Here is an 18,599-nt window from a genome sequence, read left to right as displayed (position 1 = left end):
GGCTCAGTCTACCCCATTCGAGTTCACTTCCGCGGAGTGGATCTCGGCGATGTAACCGCCAGGGAAGCGGACGATGGCGGACTGGCGCTTGCCGGTATCGAAGGGGGCGACAAGCGTCTCCACGCCCGCGGCCGAAGCCCTGGCGAGCGTCGCCGAAAGGTCGCTGACCGTGTAGCCGGTCATGTCGCGGCCATAGGGCCAGGGAAGTTGCCCGTCAGAGACGAAGACCACCATTTTGCCATAGCCGCTGGTGATCGCGACGCGGCGGATGGTCTTGCCGGGCTCGCCGATCTCTCCGCCATCGGCCGCCTTGTCGTCAGCGGTGACCTCGCCGTGGGAGTAACCGGTCCAGCTCTTGATAAAGCTGTCGGCAGCGTCCGCCGTCAGGTAGATGCGGTTCTCCGGCACGGTCTGGAGCGGGGTGTAGCTGGGCTTGGCGGTGTGCCAGTAAAGCTGCATGTTCACGCCGCCCGGCCACTGGATCACGGAATCGCGACCGATCGGATCGGGAAACGTTGCCAGCCGTCGTACCGCGCCGTGGCTCCGTGCCGATTTTACGGCAGCGTCGATGTCGGTCACCAGATAGCCGGTGCGCTCATCGCCGAAGGGATAGGGGATCGGCGTCTTGAAGCCGAATACCGATACGGTGCCCGCTGGCGTCAACACCAGTTGCGACTTGGTGAGGCTCTTGGTCGGCGTCACCTGAAATTCGCCCTGCTTGCTGGTGTTGCCTCCGAACGTGGCGACGAAGCTGGAGACGAACGTGTCGAATTGGCCCTCCGGGACGTAGACGTGGGTGGTGTCATACTGCGGCCCCACCGAATAGTCGGCGGCTGGTGCAGCCACGGCAGGAACGGTAATCGGATTCGCAGCCAGCACGGCGGCGAGGAGGAAGGTAAAACGCTTCATTGAAGGTCTCCTTGGGGGGAATCTTAACGTTGTTTCGGCCTGGTCCTGCTCCCGGTTGCCGAGGCCTCGCTGCGCGGAAGGGCCTTGCGGGATCACACCGCCCAGCAGCCGCAGCCCAGCGATCCCCAGAAGGTCTGGACATCGGCGGCGGGCACGTTTGCGCCGAGCGCGGCGGCATGGTCGTGGCCGTGGACACCGCAGGCGCTGACACACCCGCAGGCAGAGGCCAGCTTCTGCTTGGCTTCGGGCGTCTGGTAATAGCCGCCGAAGGTAGCGACCGGCGACCAGTCGGGCATCGGACGGGGCAATTCGGGGGCGAGCGGGCGATAGTCGCCCTCGCCATGCACAACCTTTCCGCCCAGCACGGTCAGCACCGAGCGGATGTGGACGATGTCGTGCTCGGGCACTGCGAAGTAGTCGTCCGACAGTAGCGCGAGGTCGGCCAGTTGACCCGCCTTGATCTGGCCCTTCTTGCCCACTTCGTTCGAAAACCAGGTGTTCTCGTGCGTCCACATGCGCAGCGCCTTTTCGCGGCTGACGCGGTTATCGCCCCGGTAGAGCGAGAGGCCGCCCACGGTGCGCCCGGTGACAAGCCACGAAAGCGAGACCCAAGGGTTATAGCTGGCGACACGGGTGGCGTCGGTCCCCGCGCCCACCGGAATGCCGGCAGAAAGCATCCTGGAGATCGGCGGCGTGCGTTCGGCGGCCTTGTTCCCATAGCGCTCGACAAAGTATTCGCCCTGATAGGCCATGCGGTGCTGCACGGCGATGCCACCCCCTAACGCGGCGATGCGGTCGATATTGCGGTCGCTAATCGTCTCGGCGTGGTCGAAGAACCAGTTGATTCCCTCGAGCGGGATGTCGCGGTTGACCTTTTCGTAGACGTCGAGCGCGCGGCCGATCGTCTCGTCATAGGTGGCGTGAAGGCGCCAGGGCCAGCGGTGTTCGGCGAGCAGGCGAATGACGGGTTCCAGGTCGCCTTCCATGCTTGGCGGCATGTCGGGGCGCTCGACGCGGAAATCCTCGAAGTCGGCGGCGGAATAGACCAGCATCTCGCCCGCGCCGTTGTGGCGGTAGGTGTCGTCGCCCTGTCCGGGGCTGACCTGCGAGACCCAGCCGGAAAAGTCTGCCAGTTCCTCTTTCGGCTTCTGTGTGAAAAGGTTGTAGCTGATGCGCACGGTCAACTGGTCTTCGGCGTGGAGCTTCTCGATGATCGCGTAATCGTCGGGATAGTTCTGGAAGCCGCCGCCCGCATCGATCACCCCGGTCACGCCCAGTGCGTTGACCTCGCGCATGAAGTGGCGGGTGGAGTTGAGCTGATAGTCCTGCGGCAGCTTGGGGCCCTTGGCCAGCGTCGAATAGAGGATCGTCGCGTTGGGCTGGGCAAGCAGCAGACCGGTGGGATTGCCCGCGGCATCGCGTACGATCTCCCCGCCCGGCGGGTTGGGCGTGTCCTTGGTATAGCCGACCACGCGCAGCGCGGCGGCGTTCAGCAGCGCGCGGTCGTAGAGATGGAGGATGAAGACCGGGGTATCGGGCGCGACGGCGTTCAGTTCCTCGATCGTCGGCAGGCGCTTTTCGGCGAACTGGTGTTCGGTGAAGCCGCCGACGACGCGCACCCATTGCGGGGCGGGCGTGTTGTCGACCTGCTGCTTCAGCATCGCCATCGCTTCGGAAAGCGATGTCACCCCGTCCCAGCGCAGCTCCATGTTGAAGTTCAGGCCGCCGCGAATGATGTGCATGTGGCTGTCGATCAGCCCGGGGATCAGGCGGCGGCCCTTGGCGTCGATCACGGTGGCGCCGGGGGCGGCAGCCTCGCGCGCTTCCTGTTCGCTGCCCACCGCGAGGAATTTACCGTTGCGGATCGCCACGGCTTCGGCCACGGGGTTTTCGCGATCCAGGGTCGAAACCTTCGCGTTGACGATGATTGTGTCGGTGGGGTGGGCCATGCGAATTTCGTCCTTGCTTCGACCCGTTCGGGCCGTGAGGGTTGTGGGCAGAAGCGACGCAGCAGCGGCTCCCAGTAATGTGTGGCGGCGGGTTATCATGCCTCGCGCTTGTCTGTGTCGTCGCCCGGCAGCCGACCGAGTACGTGTTCGCGACAATCGGTCATGACGAATTCTGCTACGTCTTTCTTTGTCATGAACCGGCTCGCCAATGGAATGATCTGCTCGCCGAGCAGGATGCCCAGCAGTCCCAAAAGGGCGATCATCGGTGGCGCAGGCGAACGCACGCCAAGGAGACTGTAGACGACGCCAACCAGCAACCCGGCGGCGATGGAGAGAAGGTAGGCTTTCATGTGTGGTCTCCTCGGCGTGCGCTCTTCGCTCCGGGTGTCCCTTGTTACCGGCAAGCGCGCACGGGGGTCCGCAAATGCCGGAAAAGCCGGAGGGAAGGCGTTCGGATCAGGCCTTTACGAAGGCGAGCAGATCGGGATTGATGGTCTCGGCGTTCACGGTGAGCATGCCGTGCGAGAAGCCCTCGTAGATCTTGAGCGAAGCGTTCGGCAGGATTTCAGCCTGCAGTACGCCAGCGTTCCTGTAAGGCACGACCTGATCGTCATCGCCGTGGAGGACGAGAGTGGGAATAGTGATCGCCTTGAGGTCGTCTGTCTGGTCGGTTTCCGAGAAGGCCTTGATACCGTCGTAATGCGCCTTGGCGCTGCCCATCATGCCCTGGCGCCACCAGTTGTCGATCACCGCTTCCTGCACGTTCGCGCCTTCGCGGTTGAAGCCGTAGAACGGACCTGATGCGACATCGCGGAAGAACTGCGCCCGGTTGGCGGCAAGCCCGGCGCGAAGGCCGTCGAACACGTCTATCGGAAGACCGCCGGGATAGCGATCGGTCTTGAGCATGATCGGGGGCACGGCGCTGACCAGCACGGCCTTGGCAACGCGGCCCTGGGGGATGCCATGGCGCGCGACATAAGCTGCCACTTCGCCGCCGCCGGTCGAATGGCCGATGTGGACCGCGTTGCGCAAGTCCAGGTGCTCCATCACGGCTGCGGCGTCGGCGGCGTAGTGGTCCATGTCATGGCCTTCGCTGACCTGCGTGGAGCGGCCATGTCCACGACGGTCATGGGCAACGACCCTGAAGCCCTTGGAAAGGAAGTAGAGCATCTGCGTGTCCCAGTCATCCGAAGAGAGTGGCCAGCCGTGGTGAAATACGATCGGCTGGGCATCTTTCGGGCCCCAGTCCTTGTAGAAGATCTGGGTGCCGTCCTTGGTGGTAACATAAGCCATGATGCTGATCCTTTGGTGCGAGGGAGAGAGTGCTTGGCTGGAAGTGAATGGGCGGGGACCGACGGCCAGCGGCAAGGGGGCTTGGCCCGCCGGTCCCGAAATGACCTCAGTGCGCGCCTTCGGAAGCGCCGAACATGGTCTTGGCATACTTGATGCCAAGGCCGTAGGCGCCGCCCCATTTGGCTGCGATGCCCGTCGTGCTGTCGTAAGTTTCGGTCCGGGCCCAGTCGCGCTGCAGTTCGAGCACGTACTGAAGCGAGGTCATCGGTACGGCACCGAGCTGGATCATGCGTTCCACAGCCCGTTCATGCGCCTCGGGCGAGATGTCACCGCAGGCATCGGTGATGACATAGGCTTCGAAGCCCTGATCGATGGCCGAGGCGACGGGTCCGACGATGCAGACAGACGTCCACAAGCCGGCGAATACGAGGCGCTTCTTGGCCAGACGGTTGATCTCGGCGATGACAGCTTCGTCTTCCCAGGTGTTCATGCTCGTGCGGTCGAGCATCGCCTGGCCGGCAAAGGCTTCGGTGATTTCGTCGAACATCGGGCCCGAGAAGCTCTTCTCTGCAACCGTGGTGAGAATGGTAGGCACGTCGAACGACCTGGCACCGTTTGCGATCAGCGCGGCATTGTTGCGAAGCAGCTCAGGCGCGATCGACTTGCTGGCGAATGCCATCTGCGACTGGAAGTCGATCAGGACGAGCGCATGGTTCTGAGGCGAGATGAGAGACTTGCCTGGCGTGGCAGTAGCGGTCGGGATTGCAGTTGAGGTCATGGGTCAGGTCCTGTCGTTGCGTGGTGAGAAAAGGGTTAGACGGAAGCAGAATTTCGAAAAATTCACATAAATCGGTCCATTTTGTTCTACCAAATAGAACAAAACCATTTCAGTGCAGGCGGACAAAAACAGCGGTATTTTTGGAGACGGGGGCTCCCGGGGGCAGCAACGCATCCGGTGCTTCCTTATAGAACACTTGTGCCCACATCGGAAATGATCTCCGATAGGCTCGCAAGACCAAGGCACAGCCGCGCATGAATACTGGCAGTAAAGCCGGACGAAGAGCCAGTACTCCTGAAAAACGGCAGCAAACCGGCGCTCATCAGCATTCACGGGTTCCCGCCGCGGTCAACTTCGCACGCGGGCGAAGGGAATCGACGATCAGGGCGAGCGCCGCAATCGTGGAAATTGTGTCGAGGGGGGCCGCCCCCTCCCGACCCGAGTCGGGACAGGGTCTGCAAGACGAGCAAGGCACGCGTGGATTCGATCTGCCGGTCGAGGAATGACTGCATATACGTGCCGAGGACCGACAGTCCGCGGCCCAGGGAGAGAACGATCTGCTTGTCTGGCGCAGCGATATTTGGGAAAGAGGTCATTCCAGCTCTCCAAGGGCCTAAAGCGTTCGGGCCTGCTGTAATGACAATGACGCACTGCGTGCCGAAACGTGAGTGAACGCTTGTGAAGAATTATTAAGAGGCTTCTGCGCCAGTTAAATTCCGGGAAGCCCCGCGAACCAGCGAAGAAGCGTGTCAACCCGGCCAATCCCGCTGCCGCGGCCTGCTGCGATGGCCGCCGAATGCTCCAGACCGTTACATCCGGTATCGACCACGCTCAAAGCCCCTGACTTATGACGGGGCGAACACAGCGTGTTTCAGGCAATCTACAATTGCATCAGCTATAATGAGGAGTGAATCCCGGCACTTCGGTCTTCACGACTGCATTGAACCTTATATCGGTAGTGTTGTTTTCTCGTATTTTCCGGATAGAGGCATCGGAAAACGACGAGATCCCGAAATCCTCCCGGATATGATCGGAAATGGTCGAGGTGGTGAGCAATGCCGTGCCGCAATCCACGACCAGAAAAGGGCCAGCTTTGCCGATGCCTGCCCTGTGCGACGCAAACGCCGGCACGACATGCGATTACTTAAGGCCCTCCTCGAAGCACATTCAACCGCAGGAAAAACTGAAGACACGCAATACCACGGAGCACCGTCAATACCGGTCCACTCCTCCTATTGCCGCCCCTCGACGACCGCCCTTTCCATCCGCCTGTCAGGCACAAACCACAGGAGCGCGAGCGCAATGAAGAATGCCATGCCGATCCAAGGCCGAAAACTCACGGCAAAAGCAATGCCGAGGAAATAGAACAAGGGCGAAAGCCAACCCTTGGCGTCGCTTCCCACCGCCTGCGCGATACGGCTATCTTTACCCGCAATACGAATGAGCCGACCCTGGAAGATCTTGTAGGCTATTGCCGCAAGCAAGAGATTGAGGCCATAAAGTGTGACTGGCCAACGGTCGAAATGATTTTCCCCTATCCAGCCAGTAGTGAACGGCAGCAGCGACAGCCAGAACAACAAGTGAAGATTTGCCCAAAGCACGGCCCCGTCAACCTTCTCGGCCACCTGCATCAGATGATGATGGTTGTTCCAGTAGATACCGACATAAATGAAGCTCAGAACATAGCTGAGAAACACTGGCCACAATTCGGCGAGTGCAGCGAGATCGGCGCGATGCGGCACCTTTAGTTCCAAAACCATTATAGTAATGATAATTGCGAGAACACCATCGCTGAATGCTTCAAGCCGGTTCTTTTCCATGTCTTGCCTTGCCGCTGCTGATCTGGCTGAATGATAGGCGACTTTTCCGACGTCTCAAACTCATATCCCCGTCCCGAATGTCGCACAGTCTCACCCCGTGCCCGCCCGTCGGACACGGCATCTCGCTCCCCTCAGCCTATAGTTGATGGCTGGAAGCGGTCTCCTTCAGCGCAGCCTTGTCCCGAGCCAGTATGTTGTGGAAAGTCCGGCTCAACATGCCTATCCAACCGCTGCGCGCCGGGAGTGCACCTGCGCCCATAGCAAAGGTGGTTTCATGTCTTTGACCGACTTATTGGTCCCCACGTACAAGCAAATGCTGAACGCGCTATCCGGATGGATTGACAAGGCCCGCACAGAATTGCCCGCCGACCAGGCGGAAGCCCTGCTTGCTGCGCGACTTGCTGACGACATGTTTCCTTTGTCCACACAAGTCCGGTTTGCCTGCGTGCAGGCTTACGAGGGCATTTGCCGCCTCAAGGGCGAGGAATTTCCCGCATCCGTCGCGATCCTACTGGACGAAGGGCGCGCTGCGACCGAGCAGCCCGGATCGCTAGCCGATGCGCAGGCCAGAATCCGCGAAACCATCGAAATGCTCGACGGCGTTGGCCCGGGGGCCTTGGACCTCTCGTCCCACCAAGCGATAGCACATGCATTGCCGAACGGCATGATTTTCGATCTGACGGCGGAGCAGTATGCCAGGGACTGGACCTTGCCGCAGTTCTATTTTCACCTGATGATCGCCTATTCGATCCTGCGCAGCGCCGGCGTCAATCTCGGCAAGGCAGACTACGTCACGCATATGTTCGCTTGTCTGCGACCGGGCACAATTCCCTCTCATTGACCTGGGGCAAGCCTCGTCGAATATTCGTACTTTCAAGGTATCGTGAGTTCTTTTCCCTGCCTGCCGTTCCCCCCGGCCACCGCGCAACGGCCGCAATCTGCGGGAGTGGACGTTCTGGTCATCGTTTGAGGCTGCTTTCGGCTGACCGCTCAGCGAATTGATGCAAGGTATTCTTCAATCGGTGCTATTGCCGCCGCATCGCGAGGCATCGGAACCGAGTCCCTCGCGGCTGAGGGATAAAATGTGCCCCCGCTTGACGCAGGAGGGCAGGTTGTGTGTCTCAATGAAGCATTCAAAGATAAGCAACTGGCCATGATGCGTCCATGCCGGACGGAAAGCGCCCGCGACATCGCTGCAGGCCAAGAGCATCTCGCCGATCTGAAGGCCAGATTCCGGTCGTCCCCCTAGCCCCATCACCCATTTTTCTGGCCGGAGCTGCAGGCGATGCCTGCAGCAATCACCACCATCCCTACGGTTTAACGACTGCCCGAACCGGGCACCAAACAGGAAGCATTCTGACATGGCGAAATCGCAAAAGCGCAGCAACCGAGAAATCCGGAAACCCAAGGCATCCAAACCGAAGCACCCGGTTGGGCTCCCACCGGTCGAGGCATCGCCGGTCCTGGCCACCACACGCAGACCCAAAGAGCGGCTCTAGGACAGTCTTTCGCCTTCCAGCCGACGGATTGCTTTCGTCGGCAACGCGTTGGCAGGTCGCTGCAGCATTGCCACGTTTGGAACCGAACCTGAACTTGCCGTGCGCGGCCTCGACGATGCCCCGCGCCTGCTGGTCCCTGCGCAGGTGAATTCGTCCGAAGGCCGGCGATATCACGCACACGGCATGCCGAACATTTGCACCTCGGTTTCCATAATCACCGATGATCAATGACATTCACGGATGGAATCTTCATTCCCGCGAATGTATTCATCGTATTTATCGCTCCGAACCCGCGACCCGCCTCGACCCAAACACCATACACCGCGGCGATGATTGACGATTTGCGCCATCGTTTCGAGTTTCGCTCATGCAGCTCACAGCCAAAGGGAGAGCCACATGAAGTTCAGCACACGATATGGGATTTGCGCGACTATCGGCGCCCTAACGATGACGGCGGGATATGCCCAGGCGCAAGTGCCCGGCGCCGGCGATGCACAGTCGCAGATGTCGGGTCCGGCGGCGCCGGCGCAGCAGCCATCCACTGAGGCCCAGCCTCCCGCGGGCGCTCCAGCACAAGCAGCCGGTTCGTTCAGCGATACCGAACTCGCGCAGTTTGCCGAGGCGGCAAAGGCGGTTCACGACATTCAGGCCGATGCCAGCATCGCCGCAAAGGACAAGCAATCCAAGGCCGCCGCAGCCGTGCAGGAAACGGGCTTGAGTCCGCAGAAGTTCAACGAAATTGCAATGGCATCGCAGTCCGACCCCGCGCTCATGCAGCGCATCCAGTCAGCCGCTGCCAACGGCCCCACTTCGGGCACACCCTGACCTTGTTGGGGACTTCCGGGATGCGCATAGCATCGCATCCCGGAATGCAATCTTCAGCGTAATCTGGGCCGAAAGGTCGGGATAGCGCGGAAGAATGCAGTTGGGTCCTTAGACGACACCTTCTGTGGCGAGCCTTGCAATTTCATCGGGCTCCATCCCCAGAAGCGCGCCGTAGATTTCTTCATTGTCCTGCCCCGGATGGGCTGGTGCAGGTCGACGTATCGATGAAGGCGTTTTCGAAAACTTCGGAAACGCATTCTGCATTCGGATCTTGCCGCGTTCCTGCGTCTCCACTTCCACGATTGCCTTACGCGCTGCGAAATGCGGATCTTCGAGCATATCGGCAGCGGTATACACGCGGCCCGCCGGGATAGAATGCTCGATCATCAGCGCATCGACTTCTTCGATAGTATGGCGGGACGTCCACGCGTTGATCAGGTTGTCCAGCTCCGTCTGGTTTCTGCCGCGCGCCAGGTGCGTGGCGTACCTTTCGTCCTCGGCGAGTTCCGGTCGCCCCATCGCCTTGGCGAGCCGTACGAAGATTGCATCCTTGTTCGCGCCGATCATGAACGGCCCATCCTTGCACGTGTAGACGTTGGAAGGTGCAATACCGGGCAGGATCGAGCCTGAGCGTTCGCGGACAATCCCGTTGTAGTCATATTCGGCGACCAGTCCTTCCATCACCTGCAGTACCGCTTCGTATAGAGCGGTATCGATGACCTGGCCCTCGCCGGTCCGTTCACGGTGATGCAGCGCAGCGAGAATGCCCATGCACCCGTAAGTCGCGCAAAGTGTATCGCCAATGGAGATGCCCATGCGCGAAGGGGGCCGGTCCGGCTCACCCACGACGTAACGCCAGCCGCCCATCGCCTCACCGACTCCGCCGAATCCGGCGCGATCGGAATAGGGACCATCCTGCCCGTAACCTGACATGCGCGCGATGATCAGTCCCGGCTTTTCCTTGAGGAGGTCTTCGGGTGCCAGCCCCCATTTTTCGAGCGTCCCGGGCTTGAAGTTCTCGACCAGAACGTCAGCGGTCAGAATCAGCCTGCGCGCCAACGCCTGTCCTTCAGGAACACGCAGGTTGCAAGTCACCGAGCGCTTGTTGCGGGCAATGACTTCCCACTGGACCTTTTCTTCGCCCTGCCCCCATTCGCGCATAGGATCGCCCTTGCCCGGCGGCTCGACCTTGATGACGTCGGCACCAAGGTCGCCCAGGAGCTGGCCGCAGAACGGTCCCGCCAGAAGCTGGCCCAGCTCGACCACGCGAATACCGGCAATGGAGCCGGAATTGCCCGCTATCATTGCCTCGCCTCCGGCATGGTGCAGTTAGGCCACACCGGTTGAACCGGCGCATCGAGGCCCGTTTCCTGCTTGCAGTGCTGTCGAAGTTCCTCGATCGAAGGGCCGAAATTGAATATCCGGCCCGACCCGCGCTCGCTGCGCATCGTATCGCGCAAGTTCGCCGTCGCTTCGGCGTCGATCTCACCCGCCGCGCTGGCCACGACGCCATAGGCGCGCGCGCCTTGCATGCTCACCAGACCTTCGCGGATTTCGCGTGCGACAACCGCGGGATCGCGTTCAAGCGGATCGCCCCAGCCGCCGCCGCCCCAGGTTATGAAATGGAGCTGGTCTCCTGCCTGCACTTTCACTTCATCGACCTTGTTACCGATGATCTCGGTGCTCCCGTCGGCGCGTTCGAGTATCTTGCGGGCGCGCTTGCCCGGCTGGCCGTCATTGACGCCCCATGGCGGGACGAACCAGCGATCGTCATGGATGGCAATCTGGCCATCGGCAAGGAATCGGTATGTCATGTGGATGCCGTTACCACCGCGATGCAGACCAGCGCCACCGCTGTCTGGCTCGGTTTCGTACCGTTCGATGCGCAGGGGGAAATAGCGCTCGAGGAACTCGTTCGGCACGTTGGTAAACCCCGGCCAAAGCGAATGTCCGTCCGGTCCATCGCCGAGCGGCCTGCCGGGGATGCCCCCGAAGCCGATCTGGAACAGCTGGAACCATTCCCCGCCCCGCCCCGGCCGATTGTCCCAGCCCGAATAGAACAGGTGCGGGGACGAGCTGAAACCCGCGGCATTGAGGAATTCCGGGGTCTTTTGCCCCAGCAATCCACCGAGAATGTCGAAAATCCGCCCGAGCGCATGGGTGCGACCCGACAGGGCTGCGGGAAATTTCGGCTTCAGCAAGGAACCTTCGGGAATGCGGACTTCGATGAGATCGTAGAACCCGTCGTTGAACAGGATCTGCGGATCGAAGACCATGATCATGTAGATGCCGAAGAACATCTTGAACATGTTTTCATTGAGATAGAAATTGATCGAGGCTGCGCTTTGCGGATCGGTGCCCTCGAAATCGAGGACGACCTTGTCTCCCTCGCGCCACATGGTGCACCTGATCCGATAGGGGCCATATCCCAGACCGTCGTCGCAGACATAATCCTCGAAGCTGACTGGTTCCTCGGCCACCGCCTGCGATATCAGCGCCTTCATCGCCCTGTGGTTACGCTTGAGCAGGTCCTGGGTTGCCGAGATGAACACATCGTCCCCAAAGCGGTCGGCAATTTCGGCGACCCGCCGCGCGGCCACTCGGCATGAGGCGATGATCGCATTGAGATCTGCCTGGCACCAGTCCGGCTTGCGGGTCTGGTGCATCACCAGCTTCACCAGGTCCTCGTTGTATTCGCCCTTGCGCCAGATCTTCACCGGAGGAATGCGCACGCCTTCCTCGAAAATGGAGCCGGCATCGATCGGCATCGAGCCCACCACTTTCCCGCCGATGTCCGACTGGTGCCCGAACATCGCCGTCCAGGCCAACAGGCGCCCGTCCTTGAATACCGGCAGAAGGACAAGCCAGTCGTTCGAATGACTGATGGCGCCATCGCAACTGTAGGGATCGGACAGGAAGATCATGTCGCCGTCTTCCAGCGTTCCGTCATAGGACTTGAGGAAACCGTCGATGAAGCTGCCGAACTGGCCGACGATCATCTTGCCGTCAGGGTCCGCGATCAGCGGGAACGCATCGCCCTGCTCGCGTATGCCTGGCGACATGGCCGTGCGCACGAGGGTTGCGTCCATTTCAATGCGCGCGTTGCGAAGCGCGTTCTCGATGATGTCCAGCGTCACCGGGTCGATTGCGACGCTATCGAAGGCCCTCGGGTTTTCCTGGATGATCCTGGCAGGCATAGGTTCACTCCTCAGGCGGGATTGATCAGGATGTTGCCGACAGCGTCGATCACGCCAACGCAGCCGCTTTCAATCAGCGTGGTCGAATCCATTTCCGTGACAATGGCGGGACCGGGAATCGTATCCCCCTGATGCAGGCGCGCGCGGTCGTAGATGGCCGCCTTCTGCTCGCGTCCGTCCATCCACAGTGTGTGATCGCGGATTTTCGCCGCTTCGGGATTGCCATTGCCTTCGGGCAATTCGGCAGCCGGCAATTGCGGCGCTTCACCCAGGGCGACCGCGCGCAGGTTCACGATCTCCTGCGGGGTATCCATGTTGAAGGTGAAAAGGCGATGATGCTCCTCATCGAAGCGCTTGAGGATCCCTTCGATCCCTTCCGAACGCAGCGTGGCCTGATCGATAGTAAGCGGCACTTCGAAGGCCTGCCCGGCATAGCGGACATCGACTTCAAAAGCGCTTGAGATCTCGCCTTCGGGAATGCCGTCCTCGATCAGCTCGGAACGGGTCTGGACGGCCATCTCATCGAGTATGGTCACCAGCTCCTCAATATCGGTGTCACCGGCGAGGCGACTGAAACTGCGGGCCGTTTCGGTCCGCATTCGAGTCGTGGCATCGCCCAGAGCGCACAGGACGCCCGGAGAGACGGGAGAGACCGCAGGCCAGCTTCCCATCAGCTTCGCCACGGCATTGACATGGAGCGGCCCGGCACCGCCGAAGCCCATCAGCGCAAAGTGGCGCGGGTCGTAGCCCTGCTGCACGCTGATCATGCGCAGTGCGCCGAACATATTCTCGTTGACGATGTCGATGATGCCGCGCGCCGCGTCCATCAGCTCGATGCCAAGGGCATCGGCAATTGTCTGCACCGCAGCCTTCGCACCTGCCCGGTCAAGCTTGAACGATCCGCCCAGCAGGTCCTCCGGCAAATAACCGAGCACGACATTGGCGTCGGTGACGGTCGGCTGCACTCCGCCCTTGCCATAGGCGACCGGCCCGGGCATCGCGCCGGCCGATTGCGGACCCACGCGCAGCGCTCCGGTCAGTTCTGGGACATAGGCGATCGATCCACCGCCTGCGCCAACCGTTTTCACGTCCAGCGAGGATGCCCGCACCGACAAGTGCCCCACCTCGGTCGTGCGCACGCGTCGCGGCTCGAGGTTCTCGACCAGCGCCACATCGGTCGAGGTCCCCCCGACATCGAGCGTGAGGATATTCTTCAGACCCGCATTCTTCGCGACCCAGAGCGCACCCGTCACGCCCCCGGCCGGCCCCGACATGAGGATATTGACCGGCTCCTCTTCCGCCTTTTGCGAACTCATCAATCCGCCGTCGGAGCGCAGCAGGGACAGCTTCCCCTTCACCTTGGCGAGCGAGAGCTTGTCGCGCAGACTGGAGACGTACTTGCCCACGACCGGCCGGACCGAAGCGTTGGCAACTGTCGTCAGGGTCCGTTCGTACTCCTGCATCTCGGGCAACACTTCATGGCTGAGCGAGATCGGAATGTCGGGCATCATTTCACGCGCAATCTCACCGATCCGCGTCTCATGGGCGCCATTGACGTAGGCATTGATCAGGCTGACGGTTATCGCCTCCACCCCGTCATCACGCAAGCCCGCCAGCTTCTCGCGGATCTCGGTTTCGTCGAGCGGCCTGATCTCCTTGCCGTCCGCGTCCATGCGTCCCTTGACGGTCACGGTATCCTCGAGAGAGGCGAGAGGCTGCGGCTTGGGCCAGACTATCCAGGCTGCCAGACCCCCGGGCACGAAACTGCGCCCGATCTGCATGATGTCGCGAAAGCCATCGGTTGTGATGAGACCGACGCGCGCGCCCTTACCTTCCAGCACGGCATTCGTGGCCACGGTCGTACCATGCAGGAAGTATTCGATCTGACCGGGATCGACATTGGCCGCACGGGTAATTGCATCCACACCGGTGAGGATGCCTTCCGAGCTGTCGCTGGGTGTCGATGGCGTCTTGTGCCGCCAGAAATTGCCCGTTTCGTTGTCGAACAGAAGCAAGTCGGTAAAGGTTCCGCCAACATCGACGCCCAGCCGATAACGCATCAGGCAAGCTCCTTGGGTTGTTGATCACGCGGGGGAAAGAGCCGCGCCTTGGCGACCATGGCTGGGAGCTGCTTTTCCATGACAGAGGCCAGCCATCCGTTGGTCTCGATCAGTGCTTCGAGATCCAGACCTGTCGAAATCCCCGCCCTTTCGAGCATATAGACGACATCCTCGGTCGCAACGTTACCGGCCGCGCCGGGTGCGAAAGGGCATCCGCCCAGTCCACCGATCGATGCATCGACGATACCGGCGCCTGCCTCGATGGCGGCCCAGACATTGGCAAGGCCAGTGCCGCGGGTATTGTGGAAATGAACGCGCACCGGGAGGGGATCGACAAGCTTGCCAATTCGTCCCACAAGCCGTGCGACATGTGCCGGATTGGCCACTCCGATGGTGTCCGCCAGGCAAATTTCCGTCGGGTTCGCCTCGGCAATGGCCTGCGCCATGGCGACCACGCGATCTTCAGCAACCTCGCCTTCGAACGGACAACCGAAACTGGCAGCGATCGTGGCCTGACCGGTCAGGCCGGCCGCCTTCGCCGCAGCGATGATGGTTCGGCATGCCTCGACCGAACCGTCGCTGGTCTGCCCCTGGTTCGCCATGGCGAACCGGTCTGTCGCCACGGCGACCGCACCGAGCTGGTCGATCCGGCCCGTGGCAATGGCCCGATCGGCACCGCGCCGGTTCATGACCAGCCCGATGTATGTCACATCGTCACGCTGCGGCAAGCCGGCGCAAACCTCCTCCGCATCGGCCATCTGGGGCACGGCGCGCGGGTTGACGAAGCTGGTCGCCTCGATACGGCGCGAACCGGCGGCAATGGCCCGATCGATCAGCGCCAGCTTGTCCGCAGCAGAGACCTGCAGCTTCTCGTTCTGGAGTCCGTCTCGCGGACCGACTTCGACCATTTCAATCGATTTTGTATACATCACTCAGCAGCCTCTTCCAGAGCATCGGCCAACAGCGCGCCCTTGTGGGCATCGGCGTAGGCATGGAAGGCGCGCCGCACATGAGCCGCCATGATGGCCTCTGCCCAGCCCCCATCCGCTCTTTCGAATGCCGCGATTAACTCGTCATGTTCGTGGTGCGAGCGCATCAATTCCTCGCGCCCGTAATGGTGCGCCGTGCGCCACACCACCGGCTGCTCGATCAGCGTACCGAGCAGGGCCGCCAGACGGGGCGAATCGGCCGTCTTGAGTATGATCGCATGGAACTCCCGATTACCGTCAAGGAATCCCCCGACATCGGGCTTCTTCGCGCAGATCGCCGCTTTAATCGCGAAATTGCAAGCACGAAGCTGCTCCAACGTCTGCGAATCGATTCGCTCGGCAGCGCGCCGCGCAACCATGCTTTCGAGGACCGCGCGCAAGTCGAAAGCTTCGGCTACATCGTCCAGAGACCAGTCCGCGACGTACATGCGCTGGGTGGCGCTGCGCTTGACGAGAAGCTCTGCCTCCAGCCGCCGCAGGGCCTCTCGAACAGGGGTTCGCGACACGCCGCAACGCTCCGCCAGAACCTCCTCGACGAGATGCGCGCCCGAAGGAAGCTCGCCGGATAGGATCATTTCGCGGACTTGTGCGTATGCCCGGTCCGAGGCGCGTGACATGCAGACTCCCAAATCACTTGACCAACCCAGTTTGTATACAATACAACTAGCGCCACGCAAATTGCAAGTTCCTTGAGGTGCCAGAACTACGCTCGATTACGAACCAACAGGGGGTCCGTTCATGCGTCCGATCAATCTGCTTCTTTCCACTTCCGTCGCCAGCCTCGCTCTGTTGAGCGTTCCGGCCATCGCCCAAGAAAGTGCGAACGACACAAACGCGAACAGTTCGGGCGACACGATCATCGTCACCGCACGCCGCGTGAACGAACGACTTCAGGACGTCCCGGCATCGGTTTCGGTTCTCACCGCTGCGGATCTTGCCAAGACCGGCGCCGAAAGGGCGCAGGATTTCGTATCCCTAACCCCGGGCGTGACGATCGTCACCGGTACCGCGGAAGCGGGCGACACCCAGATCAACATTCGCGGCATCAACGGCGCACGCGATGCCGAAAGCTCGGTTGCACTGGTCGTCGACGGCATTCTCAAGACGAATACCGCGCAGCTCAATCAGCAACAGGGAACGCTGCAGCAGGTGGAGATCCTGAAAGGACCGCAGGGCGCGCTCTATGGCCGCAACGCAGCGGCCGGCGCCATCGTGATCCAGACCCTCAAGCCCGGCAACTATTTCGAAGGCGGCGGCCGTGCCTCTTACGGCGAAAACAACACCTGGTCTGCAACGGCCTATGTTGCCGGACCGGTCACGAGCAATATAGGCGCGGTTCTGTCCGGCTACTACGCAAAGTCAGACGGCTTCTTCAAGAATATCCTCACAAACAATTCGCATACGATAGACGACAAGGAAGACTGGTCCGTCGACGGCCGCATCATGGTCGGTCGCGATACCGCAACCCAGTTGGACATAAAGGCCCGCTACGGCGAATTCCACGGCGCCTCCCTGCCCTTCAACGCCGCCTTCCACCTGCCCGGTTTCGCCGCTGTGAACCCGGCTTTCAACGAAGACGTGAACAGGCATCCGTTCAGCTTCTACAACAACATCCGTGCCACCAATGACCAGTCGAGCTTCGATGTCTCGGCCAAGGTCGATCACGATTTCGGCAACATCAAGTTGGTTGCCTGGGCGCTCTATTCGGACATCAAGCAGGATCTGGTCGCCGACGGAACGTCCGCGGACTTTGCACGCTATACCAGCGCCGTCGACCCGGCAGTGGCTTCCTCGGTCGCTTCGTGCTTCAGCTCCACTGCCGCGCTCACCGGTTTCCCGGTCAATCAACCGGGATTCATCGGCACGACGCCCATCCCTTTCATTTTCGATCCCGCGAATGGATCGACTTTCGGCCCCTATAGCCCGACCACTTGCGACGGCACGCAGTACCAGGTGCGAAACCAGAAGGACGTGAGCGGAGAAATTCGGCTCATGTCGGACAGCGGCGGGCCACTCGAATGGCAGGTCGGGGGCTACTTCTTGCACATCGACCGCAAGGTGGGTGTCAGCCTGGGCGCAGATACCGGCAACGGAGTGATCAAGCAGCTCTACAATGCGCCGGACTCGGCCAATCCAACCTCGCTGCTACTTGCCGACAAGTTCAAGACCGACGTCTATGCCGCATTTGGCTCGCTGGAGTGGAAACCTACCGATCAGCTGCGTACGGGGCTTGCGCTGCGCTATGATGTCGAGAAGCGCAAGTCGTCGTCGCTCGTACCCGGCGCGGCCGATCCGTTCACCGGTGGCCCGATCAATCCGGGCCAGGCTTTCGGTCCTCTGACACCGCAATCCGCGACATTCAAGCAATTGCAACCCAAGGTCACCGTGAACTGGGAGCCGACGCCGGATATCAACCTCTATGCCAACTGGGGCATCGGCTTCAAATCGGGCGGCTTCAATAACCAGGGGTCGGCCGCACTGATCGACCAGAACTTCAACGCCTTCATCAATGCCGATGTGACGATCAGGGACCAGTACGACAAGGAATGGTCGAGCGCATGGGAAGCGGGCGTCAAGGCCCAGTTCCTGGATAGCCGACTGACTTTCGACCTCGCCGGCTACTATACGCGCGTGCACGACATGCAGTTCTTCGAATTTTTCGTGGGCAGCTTCGGTCTGCTGCGCGTGGTTTCGAACATCGACCTTGTCGAGATAAAGGGCGCGGAGCTGAACGTGACGGCCAAGGTACTGCCGACCTGGAAGTTCTACGGCTCGCTCAACGTCACCGATAGCGAGATCAAGAGGAACAGTTCGCGCACTTATACCGTGGGCAACAAGTCGCCCTACACCGCAGACTATACGATCAACCTCGGCACCGAGATCAATGCCCCGCTCAACGACACGTTGAATGTCCTGGTCAGGGCCGACTACCGCATTACCGGTCCCACCTGGTTCAGCACGGTGCAGGATCAGACGCGGCCAACCCTGTTCTCCGGCCTCCTGCCGATCTCCGCGCTGGGACTGCCCGCCGCAGTTGGCGACGCGAACTACTCGACCGCCAAGCGCGACGCGTTCGGCGTCCTCAACTTGCGCGCGGGGATTCAATCCGACCGCTTCAGCATCGCCGTCTTCGCGGACAATATGCTGAACCGCAAATACCTTGCCGAAGTCATCCCCGCGATCGAGTTCGGCGGATCGTTCATTTCACCGGGAGCGCGCAGGGTCGTCGGCGTCGAGGCCGGTTTCAACTTCTGAGGAGAAGCGTGCCGGCTGGCTCGTA

General features: G+C 61.1%; 14 protein-coding genes. 3 read left to right on the top strand and 11 right to left on the bottom strand.

Annotated elements, in window-relative coordinates:
- Positions 1 to 3: 3 nt before the first annotated feature.
- The 6 genes from PP1Y_RS04305 to PP1Y_RS04280 all read right to left on the bottom strand — a co-directional run bounded on the left by PP1Y_RS04305 (position 4) and on the right by PP1Y_RS04280 (position 6,749).
- On the bottom strand, positions 4 to 909 hold the full coding sequence (locus PP1Y_RS04305; RefSeq protein WP_013836861.1) for a VOC family protein: 906 nt from the start codon (positions 907 to 909) through the stop codon (positions 4 to 6).
- A gap of 92 nt (positions 910 to 1,001) precedes the next feature.
- The gene (locus PP1Y_RS04300; RefSeq protein WP_173364714.1) at positions 1,002 to 2,957 is read right to left on the bottom strand and encodes an amidohydrolase; all 1,956 of its coding nucleotides are present in this window, start codon (positions 2,955 to 2,957) and stop codon (positions 1,002 to 1,004) included.
- Positions 2,954 to 3,208 (bottom strand): DUF1427 family protein, encoded by a 255-nt coding sequence (locus PP1Y_RS04295; protein ID WP_041558376.1) that lies wholly within the window; start codon positions 3,206 to 3,208, stop codon positions 2,954 to 2,956. The genes PP1Y_RS04300 and PP1Y_RS04295 overlap by 4 nt, the downstream gene beginning before the upstream one ends.
- Positions 3,209 to 3,314: 106 nt before the next feature.
- Positions 3,315 to 4,151 carry an alpha/beta fold hydrolase gene (locus tag PP1Y_RS04290; protein ID WP_013836858.1) on the bottom strand — a complete coding sequence of 279 codons (837 nt, stop codon included), beginning with the start codon at positions 4,149 to 4,151 and terminating at the stop codon, positions 3,315 to 3,317.
- A 106-nt stretch (positions 4,152 to 4,257) separates the two neighbouring features.
- A complete protein-coding gene (locus PP1Y_RS04285) occupies positions 4,258 to 4,929 on the bottom strand; it encodes a hydrolase (protein WP_013836857.1) in 672 nt (223 codons plus the stop codon).
- Positions 4,930 to 6,161: 1,232 nt separating this feature from the next.
- Positions 6,162 to 6,749 carry a TMEM175 family protein gene (locus PP1Y_RS04280; RefSeq protein WP_013836856.1) on the bottom strand — a complete coding sequence of 196 codons (588 nt, stop codon included), beginning with the start codon at positions 6,747 to 6,749 and terminating at the stop codon, positions 6,162 to 6,164.
- A 274-nt stretch (positions 6,750 to 7,023) separates the two neighbouring features.
- On the opposite strand from PP1Y_RS04280, the gene PP1Y_RS04275 reads away from it, so the two are divergent.
- Both PP1Y_RS04275 and PP1Y_RS04260 read left to right on the top strand, forming a co-directional pair.
- On the top strand, positions 7,024 to 7,590 hold the full coding sequence (locus PP1Y_RS04275) for a DUF1993 family protein (protein WP_013836855.1): 567 nt from the start codon (positions 7,024 to 7,026) through the stop codon (positions 7,588 to 7,590).
- Positions 7,591 to 8,644: 1,054 nt separating this feature from the next.
- A complete protein-coding gene (locus PP1Y_RS04260) occupies positions 8,645 to 9,073 on the top strand; it encodes a DUF4168 domain-containing protein (protein WP_148274828.1) in 429 nt (142 codons plus the stop codon).
- Positions 9,074 to 9,181: 108 nt separating this feature from the next.
- On the opposite strand, the gene PP1Y_RS04255 is transcribed toward PP1Y_RS04260, so the two are convergent.
- Genes PP1Y_RS04255 through PP1Y_RS04235 form a run of 5 tightly spaced genes read right to left on the bottom strand, consistent with a single transcriptional unit; the run spans position 9,182 to position 15,936 of the window.
- Positions 9,182 to 10,378 (bottom strand): CaiB/BaiF CoA-transferase family protein, encoded by a 1,197-nt coding sequence (locus PP1Y_RS04255; protein ID WP_013836853.1) that lies wholly within the window; start codon positions 10,376 to 10,378, stop codon positions 9,182 to 9,184.
- The gene (locus PP1Y_RS04250; protein ID WP_013836852.1) at positions 10,375 to 12,270 is read right to left on the bottom strand and encodes a hydantoinase B/oxoprolinase family protein; all 1,896 of its coding nucleotides are present in this window, start codon (positions 12,268 to 12,270) and stop codon (positions 10,375 to 10,377) included. Before PP1Y_RS04250 ends, PP1Y_RS04255 begins: the two co-directional genes overlap by 4 nt.
- An 11-nt stretch (positions 12,271 to 12,281) precedes the next feature.
- Positions 12,282 to 14,330, bottom strand: coding sequence for a hydantoinase/oxoprolinase family protein (locus PP1Y_RS04245; protein WP_013836851.1), 2,049 nt, complete (start codon positions 14,328 to 14,330; stop codon positions 12,282 to 12,284).
- The gene (locus PP1Y_RS04240) at positions 14,330 to 15,259 is read right to left on the bottom strand and encodes a hydroxymethylglutaryl-CoA lyase (RefSeq protein WP_013836850.1); all 930 of its coding nucleotides are present in this window, start codon (positions 15,257 to 15,259) and stop codon (positions 14,330 to 14,332) included. The genes PP1Y_RS04245 and PP1Y_RS04240 overlap by 1 nt, the downstream gene beginning before the upstream one ends.
- Positions 15,259 to 15,936, bottom strand: a complete 678-nt coding sequence (locus tag PP1Y_RS04235) for a GntR family transcriptional regulator (protein ID WP_013836849.1) — start codon at positions 15,934 to 15,936, stop codon at positions 15,259 to 15,261. The genes PP1Y_RS04240 and PP1Y_RS04235 overlap by 1 nt, the downstream gene beginning before the upstream one ends.
- A 121-nt stretch (positions 15,937 to 16,057) precedes the next feature.
- Here PP1Y_RS04235 and PP1Y_RS04230 point away from each other — a divergent pair, with 121 nt between their 5' ends.
- Positions 16,058 to 18,574 carry a TonB-dependent receptor gene (locus PP1Y_RS04230; RefSeq protein ID WP_013836848.1) on the top strand — a complete coding sequence of 839 codons (2,517 nt, stop codon included), beginning with the start codon at positions 16,058 to 16,060 and terminating at the stop codon, positions 18,572 to 18,574.
- Positions 18,575 to 18,599 lie beyond the last annotated feature (25 nt).

Origin of the sequence: Novosphingobium sp. PP1Y (genome assembly GCF_000253255.1) — a bacterium.
Lineage (GTDB): Bacteria > Pseudomonadota > Alphaproteobacteria > Sphingomonadales > Sphingomonadaceae > Novosphingobium.
This window is presented reverse-complemented; position numbering and strand designations above follow the sequence as displayed.

Coding starts and splice junctions, on each gene's coding strand:
- PP1Y_RS04285 (WP_013836857.1), bottom strand. CDS start 4,929: ATGACCTCAACTGCAATCCCGACCGCTACTGCCACGCCAGGCAAGTCT.
- PP1Y_RS04300 (WP_173364714.1), bottom strand. CDS start 2,957: ATGATAACCCGCCGCCACACATTACTGGGAGCCGCTGCTGCGTCGCTT.
- PP1Y_RS04255 (WP_013836853.1), bottom strand. CDS start 10,378: ATGATAGCGGGCAATTCCGGCTCCATTGCCGGTATTCGCGTGGTCGAG.
- PP1Y_RS04295 (WP_041558376.1), bottom strand. CDS start 3,208: ATGAAAGCCTACCTTCTCTCCATCGCCGCCGGGTTGCTGGTTGGCGTC.
- PP1Y_RS04240 (WP_013836850.1), bottom strand. CDS start 15,259: ATGTATACAAAATCGATTGAAATGGTCGAAGTCGGTCCGCGAGACGGA.
- PP1Y_RS04305 (WP_013836861.1), bottom strand. CDS start 909: ATGAAGCGTTTTACCTTCCTCCTCGCCGCCGTGCTGGCTGCGAATCCG.
- PP1Y_RS04290 (WP_013836858.1), bottom strand. CDS start 4,151: ATGGCTTATGTTACCACCAAGGACGGCACCCAGATCTTCTACAAGGAC.
- PP1Y_RS04245 (WP_013836851.1), bottom strand. CDS start 14,330: ATGCGTTATCGGCTGGGCGTCGATGTTGGCGGAACCTTTACCGACTTG.
- PP1Y_RS04275 (WP_013836855.1), top strand. CDS start 7,024: ATGTCTTTGACCGACTTATTGGTCCCCACGTACAAGCAAATGCTGAAC.
- PP1Y_RS04280 (WP_013836856.1), bottom strand. CDS start 6,749: ATGGAAAAGAACCGGCTTGAAGCATTCAGCGATGGTGTTCTCGCAATT.
- PP1Y_RS04230 (WP_013836848.1), top strand. CDS start 16,058: ATGCGTCCGATCAATCTGCTTCTTTCCACTTCCGTCGCCAGCCTCGCT.
- PP1Y_RS04235 (WP_013836849.1), bottom strand. CDS start 15,936: ATGTCACGCGCCTCGGACCGGGCATACGCACAAGTCCGCGAAATGATC.
- PP1Y_RS04250 (WP_013836852.1), bottom strand. CDS start 12,270: ATGCCTGCCAGGATCATCCAGGAAAACCCGAGGGCCTTCGATAGCGTC.
- PP1Y_RS04260 (WP_148274828.1), top strand. CDS start 8,645: ATGAAGTTCAGCACACGATATGGGATTTGCGCGACTATCGGCGCCCTA.